Below are 22,692 nucleotides of genomic sequence, written 5' to 3' on the forward strand. Positions count from 1 at the left end.
CCGCGTGAATCGCTGGTTGCGAGCGTATTACCTAATGCCTGAGCAAGATACGGGCCAGTTTACGGCAGGACACCATACAACTGACGCTCGACATCGATCAACCGCCGCACGGTCACGTATTCAAGATCGATTCTGGTGAGTAACTCTTCAAGGCCTGAAACCTCTTCGCGACGGCTGCGTTCTTCCAGTTCGCGACACAGGTCCGCGAGGTGCAACGCTCCCATGTTGCCGCTGCTGCCCTTGAAACTATGCGCCATCAGGCTCAATTCCTGGAGGTCGAAGGCTCCACTGCCTCCCGCGTAACCCTGCAGCATCTGCTGCAACCGCGTGATGCGGTGTTCTGAGTCATCCAGGAACACGTCGAGCAATGTCGGATATTCATCCTCCATGATTTCCTGCAACGTACTCAATACGCTGTAATCCAAATGCATAGCCGACACTTGTTCACTCCTTGATCAAGAACCTTGAATCTGCTGCCGTTCGACGCAAGCCGCATTGAATGGCGAAAGACTCAGGGATTATGCCATTCCCTCCCAGGAAAACTCCACGCTGGCAGTGCGACCGTCCCGGGACCAGGACGCTTGCTCGGTCAACTGGCGTACCAGCCCCAGACCGCGACCGTACAACTCATTACCCACCGGGGGCAACGCCAGAATTGTATCGGCGTCGAAACCGGCGCCGCTGTCCTCGACTTGCAGGGTAAGCCGCCCGCCCCGCTCGGCCGGAACAACCCGCAGATGCACTCGAATGAAGCCCTCTTCAAGCTCAACCAGGCGTTCGCCCCGCTCGCGATAATAGCGGGCAAACCCTGCCGCATCTCTTTTGAGCTTCGAATCCAGGCCGAGAACGCCGTGCTCAAGTGCATTGCTGTACAGCTCGGAAAGCACGCTATACAGCTCGCCGCTCTGGCTGCGCAAACCATGCACCTCAAGCAGCAGTTGCAGCAGATAAGGCAACGGGTTGAAGCGCCGCAGCGTCGAGGCGCGAAACTCGAACGTCGCCGACCAGTCCAGCGGGCTCGACGCACCGCTGTCGGAATACGTGACGGTTTGCGGCCCAAGCGTTGCCTGATCGACGACAGTGATCTCCACCATACTGACGTCATCGCGCGCCTGCCCACCGAAGGCGGTCAATGCCTGCTGGATCTCGCCAATCAACAACTGCGGCTGGCGATTGGCGTCGAACACTTCATGCAAACGCTGGGCACCGAACAGACGGTCCTCGCTATCGCTGGTATCGATGACACCGTCCGAGAGCAGGAAGATCCGGTCGCCGGCTGCGATCGGGTAGACCTCGGTCTTGTCATCGAAGGCAGTGACGTCCAGCACACCCAACGGCAGATGCCGCGACACCAGCGGCGTACGTTCACCACTGCCGGTATGCAGCAGATAGCCTTCAGGCAGCCCGCCATTCCAGACTTCGACATGGCGCTGCTGAAAGTTGATGCACACCAGCGTCGCACAGCAAAACATGTCCACCGGCAGGATGCGTTTGAGCTTGGCGTTCATTTCGCGCAGGGTTTCGGCAAGCCCGAAGCCCTTGGCGGTCATGCCGTAGAACACTTCGGCCAAGGGCATGGCGCCCACCGCAGCCGGCAAGCCGTGCCCGGTAAAATCCCCGAGCAACAGATGCATATGCCCGGCGGGCGTGTAGGTAGCGAGCAGCAGATCACCGTTGAATAGCGCGTAAGGCGATTGCAGATAACGAATATTGGACGCATCCAGACAACCGGAATGGGCGACCTGATCGAAGACTTCCTTGGCGACCCGCTGCTCGTTAAGCAGGTACTCGTGATGGCGGGAAATGAGGTCTCGCTGCTGCAGAACCGTTTCCTGCAACACGCGCAGGCGGTTCATGGCGTTGATCTTTGCGGTCAGAACCACCTGGTTGTAGGGCTTGGCGATAAAATCGTCGCCTCCGGCATCCAGGCAACGGGCCAGTGCCTCGCCCTCGGTCATCGAGGTGAGGAAGATGATCGGCACCAGCGACTCGCCGGCCATTTTCTTGATCCGCCGCGCCGCCTCGAAGCCGTCCATGACCGGCATGACCGCATCCATCAATACCAGTTGCGGACGCCCGGATTCGAAAAGCTCGACGGCCTCGGCACCGTTACTGGCGCACAGAACCGTGTGGCCCTGACGACTGATGATAGTCGACAGCAGATAGCGATCCGTCGTGTTGTCGTCGGCGATCAGGATGCACAGGCTTTCTGCTGAAGGCTGCACAGGCTCAGCCTATCTTGAACAGTTTTGAGAAATTGGAGATCGTCAGGATCTTGATGACATCAGAGCTGCAATTGACCAGCTGTATCCGTGAATGCTCGCCGCCAGCATGATCGCGCAGCAGCAACAGCATCCCCAACGCAGAGCTGTCCAGGTAATTGGCGCCCTTCAGATCGACGACATAATTGCGCACATTGGTCCGATTTTCGTAGGCGTTGCGAAAATCCTGATGAGAAGCGAAATCGAAACGACCGGAAATAAAGATGGTCAGTTGCAGTTCGTCTTGAGAGAGCTCGGAGGTTACCGACATAGGTGAAATTCCTCAGTGGGTCTTCGTAACGTAACGAAGGTTTAACACCGCCCGTCAACGACAGCAAACCGGATTTGAATCGCTACGGGTGAAAGCATCACGTGCTGCAACCGGAGACGTGTCTAGAACGGCTCGTGTCGCGGCAACCGTTGGGACAATTCATCAAGTAATTTTTGTTCACGCTTGTCTTCAAGTTTGCGCGCCTCATCCACATAGCGCTGGACCAGCTTGCGCAACCCTTCGACCCGCGCGTACGCCTGTTGCCAGGTGCCCCGCGCCTGATTCAGATTGTTCTGATGCCACTCCAGGCTTTTGCGTTGCTGACCGACTGCGGTTTCAAGTTGATTGAGAAAGCGTTGATAGTTCATCAGCCATTGCCCGGAGACGCCGGTGCCGCCTTTGTCGATCCACTGCTGCTGGTAGCTGAGACGGAAATTTTCCAGCTCATCGAGCTTGCCTTCTGCCAGGCGAACCTGACCTTGAAAGTGCCCCAGGCGTTGCGCTGCCGCGCGCTCGGCGGATTCGGCCATATCCACCACGGGCGCCAGACGCTCGGCACGACTCTTGGCCATGAGTTATTAGCCGCCCGCTGCCGGATTGAAGACTGCCGCGAGCCGTGCGCTGCTCTCCTGCATGCTTTCATTGTCGTTCAGACCCTGACGCAGATAACGCACCAGCACCGGTTGCAAGGCAATGGCCATATCGGTTTCCCGATCGCCACCGGCCACATAGGCGCCGACGCTGATCAAGTCCCGGCTTTGCTGGTAGCGCGACCACAGCTGCTTGAAATGCTGGGCCTGTCCCATGTGCTCCGGGCTGACCACCGAAGGCATGACTCGACTGATGGAAGCTTCGATGTCGATGGCCGGGTAATGCCCCTCTTCGGCCAGACGCCGCGACAAGACGATGTGCCCGTCGAGCACGCCCCGCGCCGAGTCGGCAATCGGGTCCTGCTGGTCATCGCCTTCCGAGAGCACCGTATAAAAAGCCGTGATCGATCCGCCACCGGCTTCAGCATTACCGGCGCGTTCGACCAGCTTGGGCAACTTGGCGAACACCGACGGCGGATAGCCTTTGGTCGCTGGCGGCTCGCCAATCGCCAGGGCAATTTCCCGTTGGGCCTGGGCGAAACGGGTCAGGGAATCCATCAGCAGCAGGACATTCTTGCCCTTGTCGCGAAAATATTCGGCGATGCGCGTGCAATACATGGCCGCGCGCAAACGCATCAGTGGTGCGTCATCCGCAGGTGAAGCCACGACGACGGAACGCTTGAGGCCTTCTTCACCGAGACTGTGTTCGATGAATTCCTTGACCTCACGACCCCGCTCACCGATCAGGCCAACGACAATGATGTCGGCCTCGGTGAAGCGCGTCATCATTCCCAGCAGTACGCTCTTGCCGACGCCGGTACCGGCGAACAAGCCAAGACGCTGACCACGCCCGACTGTCAATAATCCGTTGATGCAGCGAATTCCCACGTCCAGCGGCTGGCTGATCGGGTTGCGCTTGAGTGGGTTGATGGTCGGGCCGTCCATCGGCACCCAGTCTTCGGCTTTCATGCCGCCCTTGCCGTCCAGTGCGCGACCCGCGCCATCGAGCACGCGTCCGAGCATGGCCATGCCCATGGGCAGGCGACCGGTATCGGCCAATGGCACGACCCGCGCGCCGGGAGCGATACCGGCAACGCTGCCGACCGGCATCAGAAATACTTTGCCACCGGAAAAGCCCATGACTTCGGCTTCGACTTCTACCGGAGAATGGCTGTCATCGTTGATCACCACGCAACGACTGCCCATGGCCGCCCGCAACCCTTCAGCTTCGAGGGTCAGGCCGACCATGCGCAGCAAGCGGCCTTCTACAACGGGCTGGACCGGCAGGTCGATGGCTTCGGCGTAGGTATCCAGACGCTTGCCGAAGCTGGTGCGATCAAGGCGCATCGGGCTTCTCGTTGTCGGAACTCTCGGCGTCAGGGTTGGCGACATTAGAGCCAGCAGCGGCCTGCTCAAGATCAATGCTCACATCGGCCGCAGCCGGATGCAGCGCCTGCTCGTGCATCTGGTCGTACATCTTGGCCATGGCCAGGGAAATTCTTGTCTCGATGCTGGCATCGATCCGGCTGTGTTCGGTTTCAATCCGGCAACCACCCGCTTGCAGGGTGTCATCTTCCAGGATACGCCAGGTTTCCTCATGCCGCTCGCGCAGCGCCTTGACCTGGGCGAAGTCCTGCGGATTGATGAAGATGCGCACGTTTTGCGCGCCCATGGGCAACAGCTTCAGAGCATCACGCAATACATTACCGATCTGTCTGGAATCAGTGGTCAGTTCACGCTGAATGACTTTGCGGGCAATGTGCTCGACCAGCAGCACCACGCCTCTTTCGATTTGCGTGTCCTGGTCGGCGATGGGTTCGAGCAGGTTCGCCATCAACTGTTCGAGGCTGGCAAGCTTGGCGGCCAGGGCCACTTCGGCTTCCTGGCGAACCTTGAGTTGCGTACTGTGAAAGCCTTCTTTTTCACCGGTAGCGAAGCCTTCGTTGTAGGCCTCCTGGCGAATGCTTTCCAGTTCCTCAAGGGTCATCGGCTGGACTTCATCCAGCGGCACTTCTTCCATCTCGGCCGGTTCTTCTTCAACCGGCAAGACCTCAGGTTCGGGTTCAGGCTCTTGATGCGGATCGAAACTTGGCAGGGAAAAGACGTCGTAACCGCCGACGTCTTTGGCGCGAATAAGCTCGCTGGCCGGTTCTTTGCTGGAGCTGGACATTAAAAAGACCTTAGATCATTTCCTCGCCACCTTTGCCGCCGAGCACAATCTCCCCGGCCTCGGCCATACGGCGCGCAATGGTGAGGATTTCTTTCTGTGCGGTTTCCACGTCGCTGACGCGAACCGGCCCTTTGGCTTCCAGATCGTCGCGCAACAGTTCGGCGGCGCGTTTGGACATGTTCTTGAAAATCTTTTCCTTGATCGCCTCGTCCGAGCCTTTAAGGGCCAGCACCAGTACATCCGAAGAAACTTCGCGCAGCAGCGCCTGGATGCCACGGTCGTCCACGTCCGCCAGGTTGTTGAAGACGAACATGAGGTCTTCGATCTGCACCGAGAGGTCTTCGTCGACTTCGCGGATCGAATCCATGAGCGTGCCTTCCATCGAGCTGTCGAGGAAGTTCATGATGTCCGCAGCACGCTTGATGCCGCCCAGCGTGGTACGTGAAGTATTGGCGTTGCCGGAGAACTGCTTCTCCAGAATCTGGTTCAATTCTTTCAGCGCGGCCGGCTGCACGGTGTTCAGCGACGACACGCGCAGGATGATATCCAGACGCACCTTGTGGTCGAAATGGCCAAGCACTTCGCCTGCCTGATCGGCGTCGAGATAGGCCACGACAATGGCCTGAATCTGCGGGTGTTCGAAGCGGATCACGTCGGCAACCGCGCGCGGCTCCATCCACTTCAGGCTGTCCAGGCCGCTGGTATTGCCACCCAGCAGAATGCGATCGATCAGGCCGTTGGCTTTGTCTTCGCCCAACGCCTGAGTCAGCATCTTGCGGATATACCCGTCAGAACCCACGCCGAGGCTGGTCTGATCGCCGACGATCTCGACGAATTCGGTCATGACTTCTTCGACCTGCTCGCGATGCACATTGCGCATCTGCGCCATGGCCACGCCCACGCGCTGGACCTCCTTGGGGCCCATGTGGCGCAGGACTTGCGCCGCATCGGTTTCACCCAGGGACAGTAGCAGGACTGCCGCTTTCTCGACTTTGCTCAGCTTGGCTACGACGGCTCGATCACTCATCAGTGTTAATCCACTCTTTCACGACCTGGGCCACTCGACCCGGATCTTCGGCCACCAGACTCTTGATTGCGTTCAGCTGTGCGTCATAACCCTCGGTCGGGCTAGGCAACAGAATGCTCTGCGGGCCGCCGAGGCTGACACGGTCGTTGGACAATTCGTCCGCGCCGCCCATGCCACCCAGACCGCCCATATCGTCGTCGAAACCGGCGAGCTGCTTGCTCTTGCCGTTGGTGATGTTGTTGAGCACCGGGCGCAACACACCAAACACCAGCACCAGGATGAAAATCACACCCATGGCTTGTTTGACGATGTCCCAGAACCATGGCTGCGAGTAGAACGGGATATCCGGGATCGTTTCGCCGCGCTCGGCGGAAAACGGCACGTTGACCACGCTCACCGTATCACCACGGCTGGCGTCGAAACCGACTGCGTTCTGCACCAGACGCGTAAAGCGATTCAGATCTTCGGCACTCCAGGGGCTGCGAGTGGTTTCGCCGTTGGCCGCGTTGACCTTGACCTGATCATCGACAACGACCGCAACCGACAACCGGGTCAGACGCCCCTGCTGCTGCTTGGTGTGGCTGATGGAACGGTCAAGCTCGAAGTTCTTGGTGGACTGGATGCGTTTGTCAGCCGGGTAAGGCGCGAGCGCAGGCTGACCGGTAGCCGGGTCCATGATCTGTTGGCCGTTGGCATCGAGCAGCGGTTGACCCGGCGCGATAGCAGCGGCGGCACCACCTGCGGCACCACCCGTGGTTTGCGGCGCGGTTGCCGGACCTGGAGGCTGATTGCTCAGCGCACCCGGTACACCCTGGGCGCCACTGCTGGTGGAGCGTTGTTCGTTGACCGACTGCTCGCTGCGCAAGGCAGGCTGATCCGGGTTGAAACTTTCGGCAGTAGATTCCACCGCGCTGAAATCCACATTGGCGGAAACCTCAGCCTTGTAGCGATCATTGCCCAGGATCGGTTGCAGAATATTCTGCACGCGCTGGGTGAGCATGCCTTCCATACGACGGCTGTAATCGAACTGCTTGCCGGCCATGGTCAATTCGGAATTTTCCGCCTGATCAGAAAGCAGATTGCCCTTCTGATCAACGACCGTGATCTGCGACTTGTTCAGCTCGGGAACGCTGGTTGCCACCAGGTTGATGATCGCCACAACCTGGCTTGGCTCAAGCGAACGACCGGCGTACAGCTCGACCAGAATCGATGCGCTGGGCTTGCGGTCGTCACGAACGAAGACCGAGCTTTTCGGGATCGCCAGATGCACGCGGGCACCCTTGACGTTGTTGAGTGCAGAAATCGTACGCGCCAGTTCGCCTTCCAGACCACGACGATAACGCGTGGCTTCCATGAACTGGCTGGTCCCCAGGCCCTGATCCTTGTCGAGAATCTCGAAACCGACGTTGGCGTCCTGCTGGACCACACCTGCCGACGCGAGCTGAATGCGCGCCCGCTGCACGTCATCGGCCTTGACCAACAGCGCTCCGGAGTTGGGCTCCACGGTGTAGGCAATATTGGCGGCTGTCAGGGTGTCCATGACCTGCTTGGCGTCCAGGCCGGCGAGACTGCCGTACAACGGACGATAATCGGGCTGCTGCGACCAGAGCACCACGGCAAAGCCAATCGCCACGCTGGCGGCGAGGCCGACCATAAGGCCGACCTGACGCAGCATGGGCATCTCGGAAAGATTGTCCAGGAAAGCGAGACCGAACACGGGCGACTTGCCCGCTGGGGCGCCTGCCTTGGCCGGAACGCTATCGGCGAGTGTTTCTGCCATGACTCAATATGTCCTTAAACCGGCATCTGCATGATGTCTTGGTACGCTTGAACCAGTTTGTTACGAACCTGAGTCAGCGCCTGAAAGGACACGGCGGCTTTCTGCGAGGAAATCATCACGTCGGTGAGATCGACGCCGCTCTTGCCGATTTCGAAGGCACTGGCCAACTGGCTGGACGCCTGTTGGGTGTCAGCAACCTTGTTGACGGCCTGACCAAGCATGTCGGCAAAGCTGCTGGAGCCGACTTCCGGCGTGGCGGCAGCCTTCGGGGCGGCCATGGCATCCATTTGCATGGAGCGCATATCCAACATCAAGCGATTAAATTCAACACCTTGGCTCATGGAAATATCTCTCGTGAGGGCCGCAAATTTTTGACACTGATTCAGCGGTCATGGATGTCAAAGCAACAAGGGTGCCAGCTAGATGGCAGCCAATGGCCATTAGTGCGTTTGAAGCTGAATAATGACCGGGGAGTCATCCCTGGAAAAGCTGTGGGAATGGTCTCGAATCCATCGGATGAGCCGGTCAAAAGCCCCGACTATGCTGGACGGCAGGGCTGCCAAGAGAGTGACCGACCTTTGTAGCGCGAATGTTACGTCGCAAATAAATGACCTTCGACGTCCATGCCCGCATCGCGCATCTGCGCCAATTTGTAGCGCAACGTACGCGGGCTGATACCTAAGCGCTCGGCAGCCTCCTTGCGACGACCGCGCTCGGCACGCAGGGTGTCAATAATCATCTGAAACTCACGTCGGCGCAGATCGTCGCCCAGCGCGTTACCCCCGTCGCTTGCGGTGCCATCGCCGATTGCTGCGCCCTGGGAAACGGGCAAGACCGGCGCGGTAACGCCCACCGGGGCGACGTTCAACGCCAGCAACGGCGCGCAGGAGACCGGGCCCGCGAGGCAGAAATCTTCCGCTTCGATGACGCCGCCCTGCTGCAGAATCAGCGCTCGCTGCACCGCGTTGTCCAGCTCACGGACATTGCCGGGCCAGGCATAACCCACCAGACAGGCCTGCGCCTGGGCCGACAGACGCACCGCCGCGTGTTTCATTTTATTGACGTGTTTGGCCAGCAAACGCTCGGCCAGCGGCAGAATATCGGCGGTTCGCTGGCGCAGCGGTTGCCAGGCCAGCGGAAATACCGATAACCGGTAAAACAGATCTTCACGAAACCGACCGGCTGCCACTTCCCCAGCCAGATCACGGTTGGTCGTTGCCAACACGCGAATATCCAGCGTGATGGGCTTGCGCGCCCCTACCCGCTCGACTTCTCGCTCCTGGAGCACGCGCAGCAATTTCGCCTGCAGCCCCATGGGCATTTCGGAAATCTCATCAAGCAGGATAGTGCCGCCGTCAGCCTGTTCGAATTTGCCGGCTTGCGCAGCGATAGCGCCAGTGAACGAGCCCTTTTCATGGCCGAACAACGTGGCTTCGAGCATGTTGTCCGGGATCGCTGCACAGTTGATGGCGATGAAAGGTTTGTCGGCACGGGGCGAATGCTGGTGAATGAATCGCGCCAGCACTTCCTTGCCGGTGCCTGATTCGCCGGATATCAGCACCGTCGAATCGCTTTTCGCCACGCGACTGGCCAGATTCAACAGCTGCGCGCTGGCCGGCTCGACGGCTATCGGCCCATCGCCGTCATCCGGGCCAGGACGTCCCAGCGCATGCCGGGCAACCAACGCCAGCATGGCCTTGGGCTCGAACGGTTTGACCAGATAATCCGCCGCACCCTGGCGCATCGCATCCACGGCGCGCTCGACCGCGCCATGCGCGGTCATCAGCAGAACCGGCAATTGCGGATGCCGCGAGCGCAACAGCCCGAGCAACTGATGGCCATCCATGCCAGGCATATTGACGTCGCTGATCACCAGACTGAACGGCTCGCGCGCGACGGCGACCAGCGCATCCTCAGCTGATCCGACGCAGTGATATTCATGCCCGGCCAATTCCAGAGTTTCCCCCAGCGCTTCGCGCAACGCACGGTCGTCTTCGACCAATAACACCTTAATCGTCATCAGTTATTGTCCACGACGCTGGATGGCGCACTCATCAATGGCAACGTGACCAGCGCGCAAGTGCCGCGACCTACACGCGAGGCATACTGAACGGTGCCGCGATGGGCGCGGGTGACCGCTGTCACCACCGCCAGGCCAAGGCCGGTGCCGGTGGTCTTGGTGGTAAAAAAGGGCTCACCGATATGCGCCAGAGCGGCAGCATCAATACCGCTGCCGTTGTCACTGACGCACAGCCGCAGCGTGTTGCCCCGGCGGTAGGCATGAATTTTCAAGCGTGGCTGACCGGCGCAAGCCTGCACCGCGTTTTCGATCAGATTCAGCAGCGCACCGACCAGCGTGTCGCGATTGCACAGCAACTCACCTGCTGAAAGATCGCACTGCCAACGCACCTGCACATCCTGAGTGTGCGTCAAGGCCGCATCCTGCAGGGCGGCGAAGAGCTGCTGCGGCGAGAGACGATCGGTAAGCGGCAATTCGCCACGAGCAAACACCAGCATGTCCCGCACTTGATGTTCAAGCTCATGCAGACGCTCCTTGAGCCGCCCGGCAAAACGTTGCTGGGTTTCCAGCGGCAGCTCCTGTTCAGTCAAATGACTGGCGTAGATCAAGGCGGCAGACAGCGGTGTGCGAATCTGGTGTGCGAGGGAAGCCACCATCCGCCCCAGCGACGATAAACGCTCATGACGCGCCAGTTGATCCTGCAGATGACGGGTTTCTGTCAGGTCGTTAAGCAATACCAGCTGACCCGGCTCGGCATCCAGCGAGCGGGTGGCAATGGACAGGCGTCGGCCATCCTTGAGGGAAACTTCGTGGCCGTCATCGTCGCGCGGAGCAAAACAGCGACTGATGACATGCCGCCACAGCTCGCCCTCCAGCGGTTGACCCAACAAATCGATGGCCGCCGGATTGGCTTCGCGCACCCTGCCCATGCCATCGATCACGATGATCCCGCCGGGCAGGAGGTCGAGCAGATTCTGCAAGCGATATGCCAGGCGCTCTTTCTCCGCCAGCTCCTCCATGCGCTGCGCGCTGACCACCGCCAGTTCGCCCTTGAGCTCGGTGACCCGTGCTTCCAGCAAGCTGTAGGAATCAGTCAACTGCGCCGACATCTGATTGAACAGCGAAAACGCCTGCTCAAGCCCCTGACGACTTTCCAGCTCAAGGGACGGCAGGACTGCATGGGCAAGGTCAGGGGTCATCTTGGCGGCCTGGGGCATAAGTCATCTCTCGCGTGGCGAACCGTCATTAAACGGTATGTTCCAAGAGACTTAGCAATCCTCGTGCCGAAAAAAAACCCCTGAAAATTCAGAGGTTTGATTTTTTCGCGATTCAGCAAGCGTCAATCATCTGCCTGTTCATCGCCTTCACGTCGGCTCATGCCGTATTTGCGCATTTTCTCAACCAGGGTCGTGCGACGGATCCGCAGACGTTCGGCAGCACGCGCGACGATACCGTTGGCGTCGTCCAGTGCCTGCTGGATCAAGCCCTGCTCCAGCCCACCCAAGTAGTCCTTCAAGTCCAGGCCTTCCGGCGGCAACAGGGCGCCGGACGAGAAGTTCGGCGTATGACCATTAATGGCCACGCGCTCTTCAAGATCACTGCGCAGACTGTCGACGAGTTGTTCGTCTTCGTCATCGACATAACGGAATTTCTTTGGCAACTCAGCCACGCCAATCACGCCATAGGGATGCATGATCGCCATGCGCTCCACCAGGTTGGCCAATTCACGCACGTTGCCCGGCCAGCCATGGCGACACAGCGACATGATGGCCGCAGAGTTGAAGCGGATCGAGCCGCGTTTTTCGTGCTCCATGCGCGAAATCAGCTCGTTCATCAGCAACGGAATATCTTCGACCCGCTCGCGCAGCGGCGCCATTTCGATCGGGAACACGTTCAGGCGGTAGTAAAGGTCTTCACGGAAGCTGCCGATCTCGATCATGGACTCAAGATTCTTGTGAGTTGCAGCAATGATGCGCACATCGACGCTCTGGGTCTTGTTGCTGCCCACGCGTTCAAAGGTACGTTCCTGCAGAACCCGCAGCAGCTTGACCTGCATCGGCAGCGGCATGTCGCCGATTTCGTCAAGGAACAGCGTGCCGCCGTTGGCCAGTTCGAAACGCCCGGCACGACTGGTGATCGCCCCGGTAAAGGCGCCCTTCTCGTGACCGAACAGTTCACTTTCCAGCAACTCGGCCGGGATCGCGCCACAGTTGACCGGCACAAACGGCGCGTCGCGGCGTTTGGAATGATAGTGCAGGTTGCGCGCGACAACTTCCTTGCCAGTCCCGGACTCACCCAGAATCAACACGCTGGCGTCAGTGTCTGCGACCTGCTGCATCATCTGGCGCACATGCTGAATCGCACGACTGGTGCCGACGAGGCTACGAAACAGGTTGGGTTCACGATGACGACCGCGCTCGCGGGCCTGATCGTACATCTCACGATAGACCTGGGCACGGTGCAGGGAATCGAGCAATTTGCTGTAGCTGGGCGGCATTTCCAGCGAGGAAAGCACGCGCCTGCGCAAATCGTCAGTCAGGTCTACGGAAGAAATTTCGCCCATCAGCAAGACGGGAAGGAACTCATCCCACGCAGCCACTGTCTTAAGAAGCCCTTGCAGACTGCCCGGCGCGTTTACGCTGCCGACGAGCACGCAGAGTACTTCTCGGGTAGAGGTCAAAGAGCCGACAACCTGTTGCCAGTCCTGGCTGGAGCAGGCCAAATTTTCTTCGCCAAGAAAATTCAGAATGACCGCCAAGTCACGGCGGCGCTGGCTATCGTCATCGATCAGCAGAATCTTGATTTCACGCCACATGCAATAGCAACTTCCCTAGTCAACTCTATGCCCCACAAGGGCAAGCTTGGCAATTCTCAGCCGGTACGATTACTGAGACGCCAGAAAATGGCAAACATCACTAGTTAAGTCAAAAAACCGTACACAGTCAAATTTATGGCGCACTTCTTTTCGATCAACGAGCTTCAACCGAACAGATGGTAAACCTTCGCCGCGTTTTTCGCTTGCTGGATCTGCGACATCTCGTCGACGATCGCCTGCCGGGCGTCGGTTGCAGTATCGATTAACTGCCGGTAGACCGTCAGCAGCTCCTCCAGATTACTGCGCAGTTCCGGCGCATTGGGCGTTGCTTCACTGATCATGTCGTCCACACAGGCACGGCATGCCAGATCAAGTTTGCCAATAGCATCCCAGTCACGCTCAGCCAGCGCGCCCACCAGCGCTTCCTTGGTTTCTTCGATACGCTTGAGTGCAGCACTCATGTTGGTCTCCTCAGCACAGCTTAATGAGCAGCGATTGCGTCCCAGCCTTCCTTGACAGTGCCCAGCAAGCTGCTGACTTCGTCAAGGATCAGTGGATCGCTTTTTATATTGGCTTCAGCCAGGCGCTGCATCATGTAGATGTAAAGATTGTCCACACGGGTCAGCGTATCAGCCGATTTTTCCATATCCAGGCCTTCACGCAGGCCGCCGACGATTTCTATCGCCTTGCCGATCAATACGCCTTTTGCAGGAATATCCTTGCGTCCGATGGCGCCCTTGGCCTGGGCAATGCGATCCAGCCCTGCTTCCATCAGCATCTGCACCAGACGATGAGGGGTGGCCTCGGACGTTTGCGCATGGGCATTCACTTTCTGGTACTGCCGAAGGGCTAACATCGGGTTCATGATCAACCTCGTCAAAGCTGGAAGAGTTCGTATATTCAATGTATCGACGCACTGTCGGAAAACTTTAGACCAGAAGCCAAAAACCCGGCGTGCGATAAATCGCAGCCGGGCTGGATGACGCAGCAAATGTCAGCCAGATGCCTGAGCATTCAGGGTATCGAAGAATGAGGTGATGCTCGACAGCGTCGACTTCATCTGCCCCACTAACAAATCCATCGCGTTGTACTTGGCTGTCAACGTTGAAGTCAGGTTAGCCACACGAATATCGAGGGCAGTCTGCTGCGCTTTCAGATCGGTACTGGTCTTGTTCAGCGATTTGGTGCGTTCGTCGAGAGTACCGCCGGTTTTGTTATACGGTTCGATGGCTTTTTTCATACGCGCCAGCAAGCCATTTTCCGCGTTAGTGCCGGAGAACATTTGCTGCACTTCACTGCCCAGGCTTTTGTCGTTCATTGCCTTGGTGAACTTGCCAGCATCGAAGGTAAGCGTACCGCCGGACTGAGCAGTCTGGATACCCAACTGCGCCAGGGTCGACAACTTGCTGCCAGGACCAGGTGTGATCAACTGCTCACGCAAGGTGGCCAGTAGGTCGCGCGGCAAGGAGTCGCCAGTCATTGCCGCCGACACCGTCAGGTCGCCGTTGGCATCAGCGGTGGCCTTGGTCAGCGAGTTGATGGTCTTGACCACGTTGTTGTACGCATCAACAAACGTCTGCAACGATGTTTTCAAACCGTCGGTGTTGCCTGCCACGGTAACCGTGGATTTGCCCTCGGCAACCGCAGTAATGGTCACCCCGGTCAGCGCTGAACTGTAAGTATTGGTCGAACTGGTGACTTTCAGACCGCCGATCAACATCTCGCCATCGATCGGCGCCTTGCCGATCCTGCCTGCGCTTGTCGCCGAATTGGGGTCAAGTACATCGCCGGAGCCAATCGTCAGGCCCGGGATGGTGCTGCTGGTGGTGATATCCGTACCTGTGCCGGTCTTGGTAGAGCCAAACACCAGGCGCGAACCGGTACCGTCGGAAATAATGTTCGCCGATACGCCACTGGTCGAGGTCTTGGCGTTGATCAGGTCGCGAACCTGCTGCAACGTGGAGCCCGCCGGAATTTCGAAGGCAGTGTCAGTGGTATTTTGAGTGATAGTCAGGGTACCACTCGGAATAGCACTAGCTGCCGCCGCATCGAACGAGGCAGATGCAACGCTGGAACTGGTCGCAAGCTTGGTGACTTCCATCGCATACGTACCTGCCACTGCCGAGTTGGTAGTGGTCGCGGTAATGCTGGTGGTAAGAGACGAAGTTGCCGAAAAGCCATTAAACGCTGGCGTGTCCGCTTTGCCGAGATTGGTCATCGCGGTCTGGAACGCATCAAGCGCCGACTTCAATGTACTGACACCCGACAACTTGGTCGTCGTCAGCGACGTCTGCTTGGTGATCTGGGTCTGCTTGGCGTATTTGTCCGAATCAACCAGGGAAGCAACGATCTCCTTGATTGCCAGACCCGAGCCGAGGCCCGTGGAAGTACTGATTGGGCTTGCCATGTGCTTCTCCTTCAGGTTTCGTCGGTCTTTTGACGACGACACAACACAGAACTACAGCCTACACGATCCATGCCATCAAACCTTGGCATCAAACAACAAGCTATGCGCATTGTGAAGGCTGTCAGCAATTTTCAAAGCTTCCGCCGAGGGTAACTGTCTGACGACTTCTCCCGTATCACTGGCGATCACTTTGACCACGACTTCTCCGGATGCTTCATCAATGGAGAATTCGAGATTGCGTCTTACCGACTGCACGAACTTTTCGATCTCTTGTACAGCTGTCTTGAGCTTTTCCGACTTTTCAGCGTCGGATTCCTTCGATGAGTCTTTACTTGCGGACGAATCCGCAGCAGCCGCTGGCGCAGGCACCGCAACTGCTTGAGGAGCGGCGGCCGTTTGTTCTACTACAGCGGGCGCCGGCTTGATGGCCTGGTAAGACAAGCCCAACTTCACGCTCATGTCCATTCCCAACACCTCCTCAACGTAAAAAGCGGAAGAGCACGACTAGCACACTCCTCCGCCAAAACTCATTCCGAAAATTACTGAAGCAGCTTCAGTACAGCGGAAGGCAACTGGTTAGCCTGGGCCAGAACAGCTTGGGAAGCCTGTTGCAGAGTTTGCTGCTTGGTCAGGTTAGCGGTTTCTGCGGCGAAGTCAGTGTCTTGTACACGACCCAGTGCAGCAGTGGCGTTTTCGTTTACGTTTTGCAGGTTGGAGATGGTGCTGGTCAGACGGTTCTGCGAAGCACCCAGGTTTGCACGAGTGGCGTTGATCGTTGCCAATGCAGCATCAATTGCAGTGATCGCGCCGTCGATTGCCGATGCAGCTGCTGCGCTGGTAGCACCAGTCAGAACAGTGGTACCGCTACCTACAGACAGGCTGACGGCGTCAAACTTGCTGCTCAGGGTCAGGCTGATCTGGTTAGCACTACCAGTGTTCGAACCCACTTGCAGAGTCATGGTGCCGGCAGTACCGTCAAGCAGGTTCTTGCCGTTCAGGTTGGTGCTTGCAGAGATACGAGTCAATTCGTCAGACATCTGACCGAATTCTGCGTTGGTAGCGGTCTGGTCAGCAGTGCCGTTAGTACCGTTGCGCGCTTGTACAGCCAGTTCACGCATACGTTGCAGAATGTTAGTGGACTCTTGCAGAGCGCCTTCAGCGGTCTGAGCCATCGAGATGCCATCGTTGGCGTTCTTGATTGCTACAGTCTGGCCGCGGATCTGGCTGCTGATACGAGTTGCGATCTGCAGGCCGGCAGCGTCATCTTTGGCGCTGTTGATTTTCAGACCGGAAGACAGGCGGCTCATGGAGGTTGCCAGAGCGTCGGATGCTTTGCCCAAGTTCTTCTGAACGGAGAGGGAAGCAACGTTAGTGTTTACGCCTAAAGCCATGATGAAATTCCTCGTTGGTTGGGTGCTGCGGCTTCCGGCCCTGGCAACAGCCGGGTTGGCACAGAGAACCTTCGTAATAGTTATCGTCGGGATCGGACTTTGCTTTAGGGCAATTTATAAAAATAATGCCATCAAGCGGCCACCTCCCCGGAAAACAAGGACTTAGCCATTTGTAAAGATTAAAAAAGCGAGTCTGGAGTGCAGACAAACAAGCGAAGTTCTATATATCGGCCACCGCGCCGTAGATACAGCAAGTCATTAACTGTGAACCAGTTCCGTTAATTCGTACTGCATGTAGTCGGCAAGGCCCAACCAGTCCTGTGACTGTTGACAGGCCAGCATCGCCACCAGCAGTTGCGACCATTGCTGCCGGACCGCCGGCGAACTGTGTTCAAACAAACCGGCTGCAGTTTCGAACACTTCCAGCATATCCAGAGCCGCCTCGACGCTGCGGCCAAGGCGAAACCGCCCGGCACATTCGATGCTGGCGAGTACACACGATTCGATGCTGTTCATTGGCTGAACTCTGGATGAAAACCGGTGCCCGCGATCAGTGCGCCCGACCGGCTGCTATTAAGGAAACGAACCTGCGGATGCGCTTGAATGTAACGTTCAAGCTCGCCAAGGTAACGCCGGAAATTGAGCTGGGTCTTGACCCGCTGACCATGGCCATCGAGCACCCACTGCCTGGCTTGATCCACCGTCCCCCCAAGCTCCCCGGCGTGCCAGCCAGCATGGCTTTTGTTCATTGGATAAGCGAAGTCCACACCAAACAAAGTGATCTGCGCCGCGCCCATTTTCACCGCCAGATCCACCGCCGGATGAATGACACTGCCACCGGAGGCCAGAACGCCCCGTTGCACCCGCTGGCGCAGTTGCGCATACATCGGGCTCGGCGAGAAACCGACATAACGCTCACCCTGCCAGGCCGATAGAACCCGCGGATCGCTTAAAGGCAGATAGACCAGGCGGATGCCCGCCGAATCCGTCGCGGGTAGATGGCGATCAGAAATGCGCTGATCGATGGTCACCACCAGGTCAGGCCGGATACCCTGGGCAATCAGCGGTTGGTAAGCGGTGTCGACGCAGATGAACAACGGGCGCTGCGCCCGAGTGCGGATGGCCAGCAACTTTTCGAAGTGCTGCTCAAGACTAGGGCCGGTGCCAATCACGTAGATTTCCCGACCCGATTGCGAGCCGAACAGCTCGGCAACGTCAGGATCACTGCTGACCAGATCGAAACTCTCCTCAAGGCGCTGCAGAATCTGCGGCGACTGTGGATCGAATTCGCGATTGTTGAAGTGCAGGTGGACTTCGCTGACCAGCCGATCACGAATCCGCGCATTGTTTTCGTCGGCCAGCTCCAGCTCGGCGGGCAAGGCGAAAAACGGCAACTGGATTTCCCGGCAGTCGGCAGCGTAGCCAAGCTCAATGCGCGGATCACTCAACCAGTCATCCTGATCGGTCAGCCTGAGCACCAGAGCAAACAACGCACCGTTGAGGATATGCACCTGCAAACGCGACGCGCTGTGTTGCTCCAGCAGAACGCGCGGCAAATCGCCAAGCCCGGTGCCATATAGATGAAGCACTTCACTGGCCTGCGGCAAACTGGCGGCCTGTAAACGCGCCTCGGCGATTCGGTCATGACGACTGGTGAGCTGAATACCGTTGAGACTCAGGGTTGATTGCAGCCCCTCGACCAACCCGGCCTGAGACGAGACGTCGTCTTCAGCCTGCAGACGGGCGAAGACATCCGGCCAGCGGTTCTGCAGCACTGCGGCATTGCGCTCAAAGCTGTCGGTCATGAAGCCTCACCTGAAACGAAGGCAAAAAAATAGCGCTCAAGATTAACTCACCTTGCGCGCCATTTTTGCTGCATATGCGATTACGGGCGATAAATGATCGCCGAACCCCAGGACAAGCCCACCCCGAAACCGCTCAAGGCGACTCGCTTCCAGCTTGAATCCATGGCGTGCCGTTCCAGCAGCAGCGGAATGCTGGAAGACACGGTGTTGCCGGTTTCCAGCATATCCTTGATGAACTTCTCGGGCTCGCCCTCGAAACGCCGCGCGACTGCATCAACAATCGCCGCGCTGCCCTGATGGATGCAGAAGGCATCAATATCAGTGGATTGCAGGCCGGATTCGTCGAGCAATTCGTGCAGGTGCGCCGGGACTTTGAGCAGTGCGAAGTTGAACACCTGGCGACCGTTCATGAAGAACACGCCGTTGCTGACCTTCAGGTGCGGCGCGCCGGAGCCGTCAGTGCCGAATTTGGCCTTGCCCAGCTGCCATTGGGCGTCCTCGCCCATCCAGGTGGCGGTCGCAGCATCACCAAACAACATGGTGGTGTTGCGGTCTTCCGGATCGACAATTTTTGAATACGGATCAGCAGTAACCAGCAGGCCGTTTTTCAGACCGGTGGCCTCCATGAAACCTTTGAGCGCATAGATGCCGTAGACGTAACCAGAGCAACCCAGGGAAATATCGAACGCTGCGACATTAGTCGACAGGCCCAGCTTGTCCTGGACGATGGCAGCGGTATGCGGCAGACCTTCTTCATCACCGTTCTGCGTGACAACGATCAGCACATCGATGGATTCGCGCTTGAGTTGCGGATTGTTGGCGAACAAGGCATTGACCGCCTCGACGCACAAATCGGATGTTTCCTGACCGTCTTCTTTACGTGGCAGGAAAGCCGAGCCGATCTTGCCCAGGATGAACTCGTCATCCTTGCCGAATTTGGCACCCTGCGCGTAGTTGTCAACGCCAGCCGCGGGCACGTAACTCGCTATGCTTTTTATGCCAATCATCATGGCTTCCCAATAATAAATAGCTGAATATCACCGCGCGCTCGATGGCGGGGCATTGTAATCAGAAGGCTTTTTTGCCCTTGAATAAAGGGCTGCGGGGACGTTTGACCGATCCCGGAGAACCGTGAAATCAGCCTTACGTCGTCGTCGCCCGCGAGCACGATACAGTGAAGATGCGCGTTGTGACTCATAGGTCACTAAGTTTTATGCGCTTTTACTGCCGCGCATGCCACCGGCAACGGCTGTTATCGTGCCGAAAATCGCCTGCTGACTTCAAGGTGTCACGCCAATCTGCCGCCTACTCGACGCTTTCCCACTCCAGCGCAGTACCCCGGCTCAACGGCTGCCGGGCCTTTCGCCCCAGCACCGCATCGATATGTTTGGGTGCCAGCCCCCGACCGGGACGAATGGCGCGCACGTTGTCCTTGCTGAACGTTTCGCCGGCGAGCATATCGCGCACGACGTACAACGAGCGCCGGTATTGCAGTGAATTCTGTTCCGCCTGGGTCGCGCCATACTGCACATGCCCCAGCCCTTGCCAGGCGCGTTCGGTTTCAATGACCAAGCTGGCCATTTCCGCAGGTTCCAGGGAAAAACTGGCATCCACTCCGCCGTCGGTGCGGTCCAGGGTGAAGTGTTTCTCGATGACCGTTGCGCCCATGGCCACCGCCGCCACGGAAACGCCAACGCCCATGGTGTGATCAGACAAGCCGACTTCACAACCGAACAGCTCGCGCAGATGGGGAATGGTCCGAATGTGGCTGTTTTGTGGGGAGGCCGGATAAGTGCTGGTGCATTTGAGCAGCACCAGGTCGCGGCAGCCTGCGGCACGCGCGGCACGCACGCTTTCATCCAGCTCGGCAATACTGGCCATTCCGGTGGAGATAATCAGCGGTTTGCCGGTCGCCGCAGTCCGGCGAATCAGCGGCAGGTCGGTGTTTTCGAAGCTGGCGATCTTGTAGGCCGGCACATCCAGGCTTTCGAGGAAGTCTACCGCGCTCTCATCGAACGGAGTGGAAAACGCCAACATCCCCAGCTCTTTGGCACGGGCGAAAATCGGCGCATGCCACTCCCAGGGCGTATGGGCTTTTTCGTACAGCGCATACAGCGAAGATCCCGCCCAAAGATTGTTGGGGTCTTTGATGAAGAACTCGCCCTCATCAATATCAAGGGTCATGGTGTCGGCGGTGTAGGTTTGCAGCTTCAGCGCATGAGCTCCGGCCTTGGCAGCAGCCTCGACGATGCGCAGAGCCTGCTCCAGGGATTGATTGTGGTTACCGCTCATTTCGGCGATGACAAAAGGTGGAGCATCCGCTCCGATGGAACGTGAGCCAATCTTGAAACCAGTCATCGCTGTTCACTCGCAAAAAAACCGGGAATGGCAGCTGCCAGCACTGCCGCAACACGACGGGCGCCCTTCCCGTCCACTAACTTTCGGGACTGTGATGCCAGACTCTGGCGCAGCTCCGGATTATTCATAAGGTGGTCAATCGCCTGACGCAGGGTCTGCACGCTGAACTTTTCCCGGGTGCCGATATAAAGATGCGCACCCGCCTCGGCCAGCTGTTCAGCATTGGCCTTCTGATTGGCGGCCACTGCGACGCAGATGGTCGGTAATCCCAGCGCGGCCCGCTCCCACGTCGTGCCGCCACCGGCACCGATGAACAGATCAGCCTCGGCCATCAAGCGCGAAAAGTCGCTGACCTGGATTTGCAGGCGCCAGTTCAAGCGCCCTTCGGCCAACGCCTGCATGGCGAGCCAATCGGGATTGTCGATCCCGGCGATGAACTCCACTTCCAGCTGCGGATAAGCCAGCAAAGCCTGCATCGCGATCCATGATTGCCCGGCCGCGTCGAAACCGCCGAAATTGACGATGACACGTTTGACCCTGGGCCGGATCTCGATCGGCTCACGCTGGAATTCCTCACGCAGCAAGGCGAAGTGCGGACCCAGCAACGCTTGGCATTGAGCAGTGAGCCACGGCGCGTAGGCCTGGGGCGTTCCGGAAAAGTTCTGATCGAGCAGCACATCAGCCGAATGAGCGCGATTGGCCAGATCGTCAATGGCCATGACACGTGGCGCAAATCGACGCGCTGCGGTTTCCCAGTCGGCGGCAAGCCCGTAGTGATCGACAATCAGCCAGTCAAAGCGCGCTTGAGCGGGCAGCGCCTGAGCCAGCGCGCTGATATCCTCCTGGCAAGGCAATAACGCTTCGATGTCGATACCCGGCTGCTCATTGGCATAGTCCGCCGGCAAGGCATGAACGGTGTAACCCTGAGCCTGAAGCCGGCTCGACAAATGCCCTGGCAACAGGCGACAGGCGAAGCTCACGTCTGCCCCGCTGTTGCGCAGCACATCAGCCAGTGCCATGCAGCGCGCAATATGACCGCTGCCAATATTGAGCGACGCGTCCGCACGAATCAGCACTCTCACCCTTCCAGCTCCCCGCTCGCCTTGAGCGCCGCGTAGAGAAATTCCGCACGCCGCCAATCCTCTTCGGTGTCGATGTCCTGAACCAGATGGCGTGGCAGGATGATCGGCAGACTCAGGTCGGAGAACACCACGTCGCCGCGCAGCCAGGCATCGCTGCGCCCCCAATAGAATTGACCGGCGTCCTGATAGGCAGCCGGAAGATCCTGTGATCGGGTTTCGCGGAACTGCGGATACATCGGTGTCAACGCCCCGCCGGGCTCGACCAGCAGAGCACGCTGCACCGGAAAGCCAAAACTGCACACCGGGAATGCGTAGGATTTTTCCGGAGCAGATTGCAGCATTTCCAAGCCCTGACGCAAATAACGCGTTTGCAACAGCGGCGCAGTGGCGTAGATGCAGCACACGAAATCAAACTCCAGCCTTTGGTCTGCCAACGCGCCGATTGCATGCTGCATGACCGCAAGGGTGCCGGTAAACGCATCGGCCAGCTCGGCGGGACGCATGAACGGCACCTCGGCGCCATGGGCCAGGGCGATAGCGGCGATTTCCGCATCGTCGGTGCTGACCATGACCCGATCAAATACCCCACTGGCCAGGGCCGCGCGAATCGACCAGACGATCATCGGCTGGCCATTGAACAGCTTGAGATTCTTGCGCGGGATGCGCTGGCTGCCGCCCCGCGCCGGAATAATGGCTACCGCGCTCACGCACGTTT

22 protein-coding genes and 1 pseudogene are annotated in these 22,692 nt (G+C 58.4%); all 23 read right to left on the reverse strand.

Going from position 1 to position 22,692, the window contains the following annotated elements:
* Positions 1-59 precede the first annotated feature (59 nt).
* On the reverse strand, positions 60-431 hold the full coding sequence (locus tag ACP7E4_RS09915) for an Hpt domain-containing protein (protein ID WP_426113578.1): 372 nt from the start codon (positions 429-431) through the stop codon (positions 60-62).
* 87 nt (positions 432-518) lie between these two features.
* Positions 519-2,225, reverse strand: a complete 1,707-nt coding sequence (locus ACP7E4_RS09920) for a SpoIIE family protein phosphatase (protein ID WP_426113171.1) — start codon at positions 2,223-2,225, stop codon at positions 519-521.
* Between the two features lie 4 nt (positions 2,226-2,229).
* The gene (locus ACP7E4_RS09925) at positions 2,230-2,532 is read right to left on the reverse strand and encodes an STAS domain-containing protein (protein ID WP_426113169.1); all 303 of its coding nucleotides are present in this window, start codon (positions 2,530-2,532) and stop codon (positions 2,230-2,232) included.
* A gap of 122 nt (positions 2,533-2,654) precedes the next feature.
* The gene (fliJ, locus tag ACP7E4_RS09930) at positions 2,655-3,104 is read right to left on the reverse strand and encodes a flagellar export protein FliJ (RefSeq protein WP_065833570.1); all 450 of its coding nucleotides are present in this window, start codon (positions 3,102-3,104) and stop codon (positions 2,655-2,657) included.
* Positions 3,105-3,110: 6 nt separating this feature from the next.
* Positions 3,111-4,469, reverse strand: a complete 1,359-nt coding sequence (gene fliI, locus ACP7E4_RS09935; protein WP_426113166.1) for a flagellar protein export ATPase FliI — start codon at positions 4,467-4,469, stop codon at positions 3,111-3,113.
* The gene (fliH, locus tag ACP7E4_RS09940) at positions 4,459-5,292 is read right to left on the reverse strand and encodes a flagellar assembly protein FliH (protein WP_426113164.1); all 834 of its coding nucleotides are present in this window, start codon (positions 5,290-5,292) and stop codon (positions 4,459-4,461) included. The genes fliI and fliH overlap by 11 nt, the downstream gene beginning before the upstream one ends.
* Positions 5,293-5,302: 10 nt before the next feature.
* Entirely contained in the window at positions 5,303-6,319 is a 1,017-nt protein-coding gene (fliG, locus tag ACP7E4_RS09945) for a flagellar motor switch protein FliG (protein WP_020290734.1), read from the reverse strand.
* A complete protein-coding gene (fliF, locus tag ACP7E4_RS09950) occupies positions 6,312-8,099 on the reverse strand; it encodes a flagellar basal-body MS-ring/collar protein FliF (RefSeq protein ID WP_426113162.1) in 1,788 nt (595 codons plus the stop codon). The genes fliG and fliF overlap by 8 nt, the downstream gene beginning before the upstream one ends.
* Before the next feature lie 14 nt (positions 8,100-8,113).
* Positions 8,114-8,440, reverse strand: a complete 327-nt coding sequence (gene fliE, locus ACP7E4_RS09955) for a flagellar hook-basal body complex protein FliE (RefSeq protein WP_020290736.1) — start codon at positions 8,438-8,440, stop codon at positions 8,114-8,116.
* Between the two features lie 251 nt (positions 8,441-8,691).
* Positions 8,692-10,119, reverse strand: coding sequence for a sigma-54-dependent transcriptional regulator (locus ACP7E4_RS09960; protein WP_426113160.1), 1,428 nt, complete (start codon positions 10,117-10,119; stop codon positions 8,692-8,694).
* The gene (locus tag ACP7E4_RS09965; protein WP_426113158.1) at positions 10,119-11,336 is read right to left on the reverse strand and encodes a sensor histidine kinase; all 1,218 of its coding nucleotides are present in this window, start codon (positions 11,334-11,336) and stop codon (positions 10,119-10,121) included. Before ACP7E4_RS09965 ends, ACP7E4_RS09960 begins: the two co-directional genes overlap by 1 nt.
* A 122-nt stretch (positions 11,337-11,458) precedes the next feature.
* Positions 11,459-12,934, reverse strand: a complete 1,476-nt coding sequence (gene fleQ / locus ACP7E4_RS09970) for a transcriptional regulator FleQ (protein ID WP_426113156.1) — start codon at positions 12,932-12,934, stop codon at positions 11,459-11,461.
* A 164-nt stretch (positions 12,935-13,098) separates the two neighbouring features.
* Positions 13,099-13,395, reverse strand: coding sequence for a motility-related protein FliT (locus tag ACP7E4_RS09975; protein WP_020290740.1), 297 nt, complete (start codon positions 13,393-13,395; stop codon positions 13,099-13,101).
* 20 nt (positions 13,396-13,415) lie between these two features.
* The gene (fliS, locus tag ACP7E4_RS09980; protein ID WP_426113153.1) at positions 13,416-13,799 is read right to left on the reverse strand and encodes a flagellar export chaperone FliS; all 384 of its coding nucleotides are present in this window, start codon (positions 13,797-13,799) and stop codon (positions 13,416-13,418) included.
* A gap of 129 nt (positions 13,800-13,928) precedes the next feature.
* On the reverse strand, positions 13,929-15,341 hold the full coding sequence (gene fliD, locus ACP7E4_RS09985; RefSeq protein WP_426113151.1) for a flagellar filament capping protein FliD: 1,413 nt from the start codon (positions 15,339-15,341) through the stop codon (positions 13,929-13,931).
* Positions 15,342-15,416: 75 nt separating this feature from the next.
* Positions 15,417-15,806 carry a flagellar protein FlaG gene (locus tag ACP7E4_RS09990; protein ID WP_426113149.1) on the reverse strand — a complete coding sequence of 130 codons (390 nt, stop codon included), beginning with the start codon at positions 15,804-15,806 and terminating at the stop codon, positions 15,417-15,419.
* A gap of 74 nt (positions 15,807-15,880) precedes the next feature.
* Positions 15,881-16,732: a flagellin domain-containing protein gene (locus tag ACP7E4_RS09995; RefSeq protein WP_426113147.1), complete on the reverse strand. Its 852-nt coding sequence runs from the start codon at positions 16,730-16,732 to the stop codon at positions 15,881-15,883.
* Positions 16,733-16,990: 258 nt separating this feature from the next.
* On the reverse strand, positions 16,991-17,248 hold the full coding sequence (locus tag ACP7E4_RS10000; protein WP_426113145.1) for a hypothetical protein: 258 nt from the start codon (positions 17,246-17,248) through the stop codon (positions 16,991-16,993).
* The gene (locus ACP7E4_RS10005) at positions 17,245-18,537 is read right to left on the reverse strand and encodes a motility associated factor glycosyltransferase family protein (RefSeq protein ID WP_426113143.1); all 1,293 of its coding nucleotides are present in this window, start codon (positions 18,535-18,537) and stop codon (positions 17,245-17,247) included. Before ACP7E4_RS10005 ends, ACP7E4_RS10000 begins: the two co-directional genes overlap by 4 nt.
* Positions 18,538-18,617: 80 nt before the next feature.
* On the reverse strand, positions 18,618-19,544 hold the full coding sequence (locus ACP7E4_RS10010) for a ketoacyl-ACP synthase III (protein ID WP_426113141.1): 927 nt from the start codon (positions 19,542-19,544) through the stop codon (positions 18,618-18,620).
* A gap of 298 nt (positions 19,545-19,842) precedes the next feature.
* The gene (gene pseI / locus ACP7E4_RS10015; RefSeq protein ID WP_426113139.1) at positions 19,843-20,895 is read right to left on the reverse strand and encodes a pseudaminic acid synthase; all 1,053 of its coding nucleotides are present in this window, start codon (positions 20,893-20,895) and stop codon (positions 19,843-19,845) included.
* A 26-nt stretch (positions 20,896-20,921) separates the two neighbouring features.
* Positions 20,922-21,977, reverse strand: a pseudogene (gene pseG / locus ACP7E4_RS10020) (UDP-2,4-diacetamido-2,4,6-trideoxy-beta-L-altropyranose hydrolase); the annotation flags it as partial.
* A complete protein-coding gene (gene pseF / locus ACP7E4_RS10025; protein WP_426113137.1) occupies positions 21,974-22,684 on the reverse strand; it encodes a pseudaminic acid cytidylyltransferase in 711 nt (236 codons plus the stop codon). The gene pseF and the pseudogene pseG, both read right to left, overlap by 4 nt.
* Between the last annotated feature and the right edge of the window lie 8 nt (positions 22,685-22,692).

Source organism: Pseudomonas sp. DSP3-2-3, assembly GCF_049898225.1.
GTDB lineage: Bacteria > Pseudomonadota > Gammaproteobacteria > Pseudomonadales > Pseudomonadaceae > Aquipseudomonas.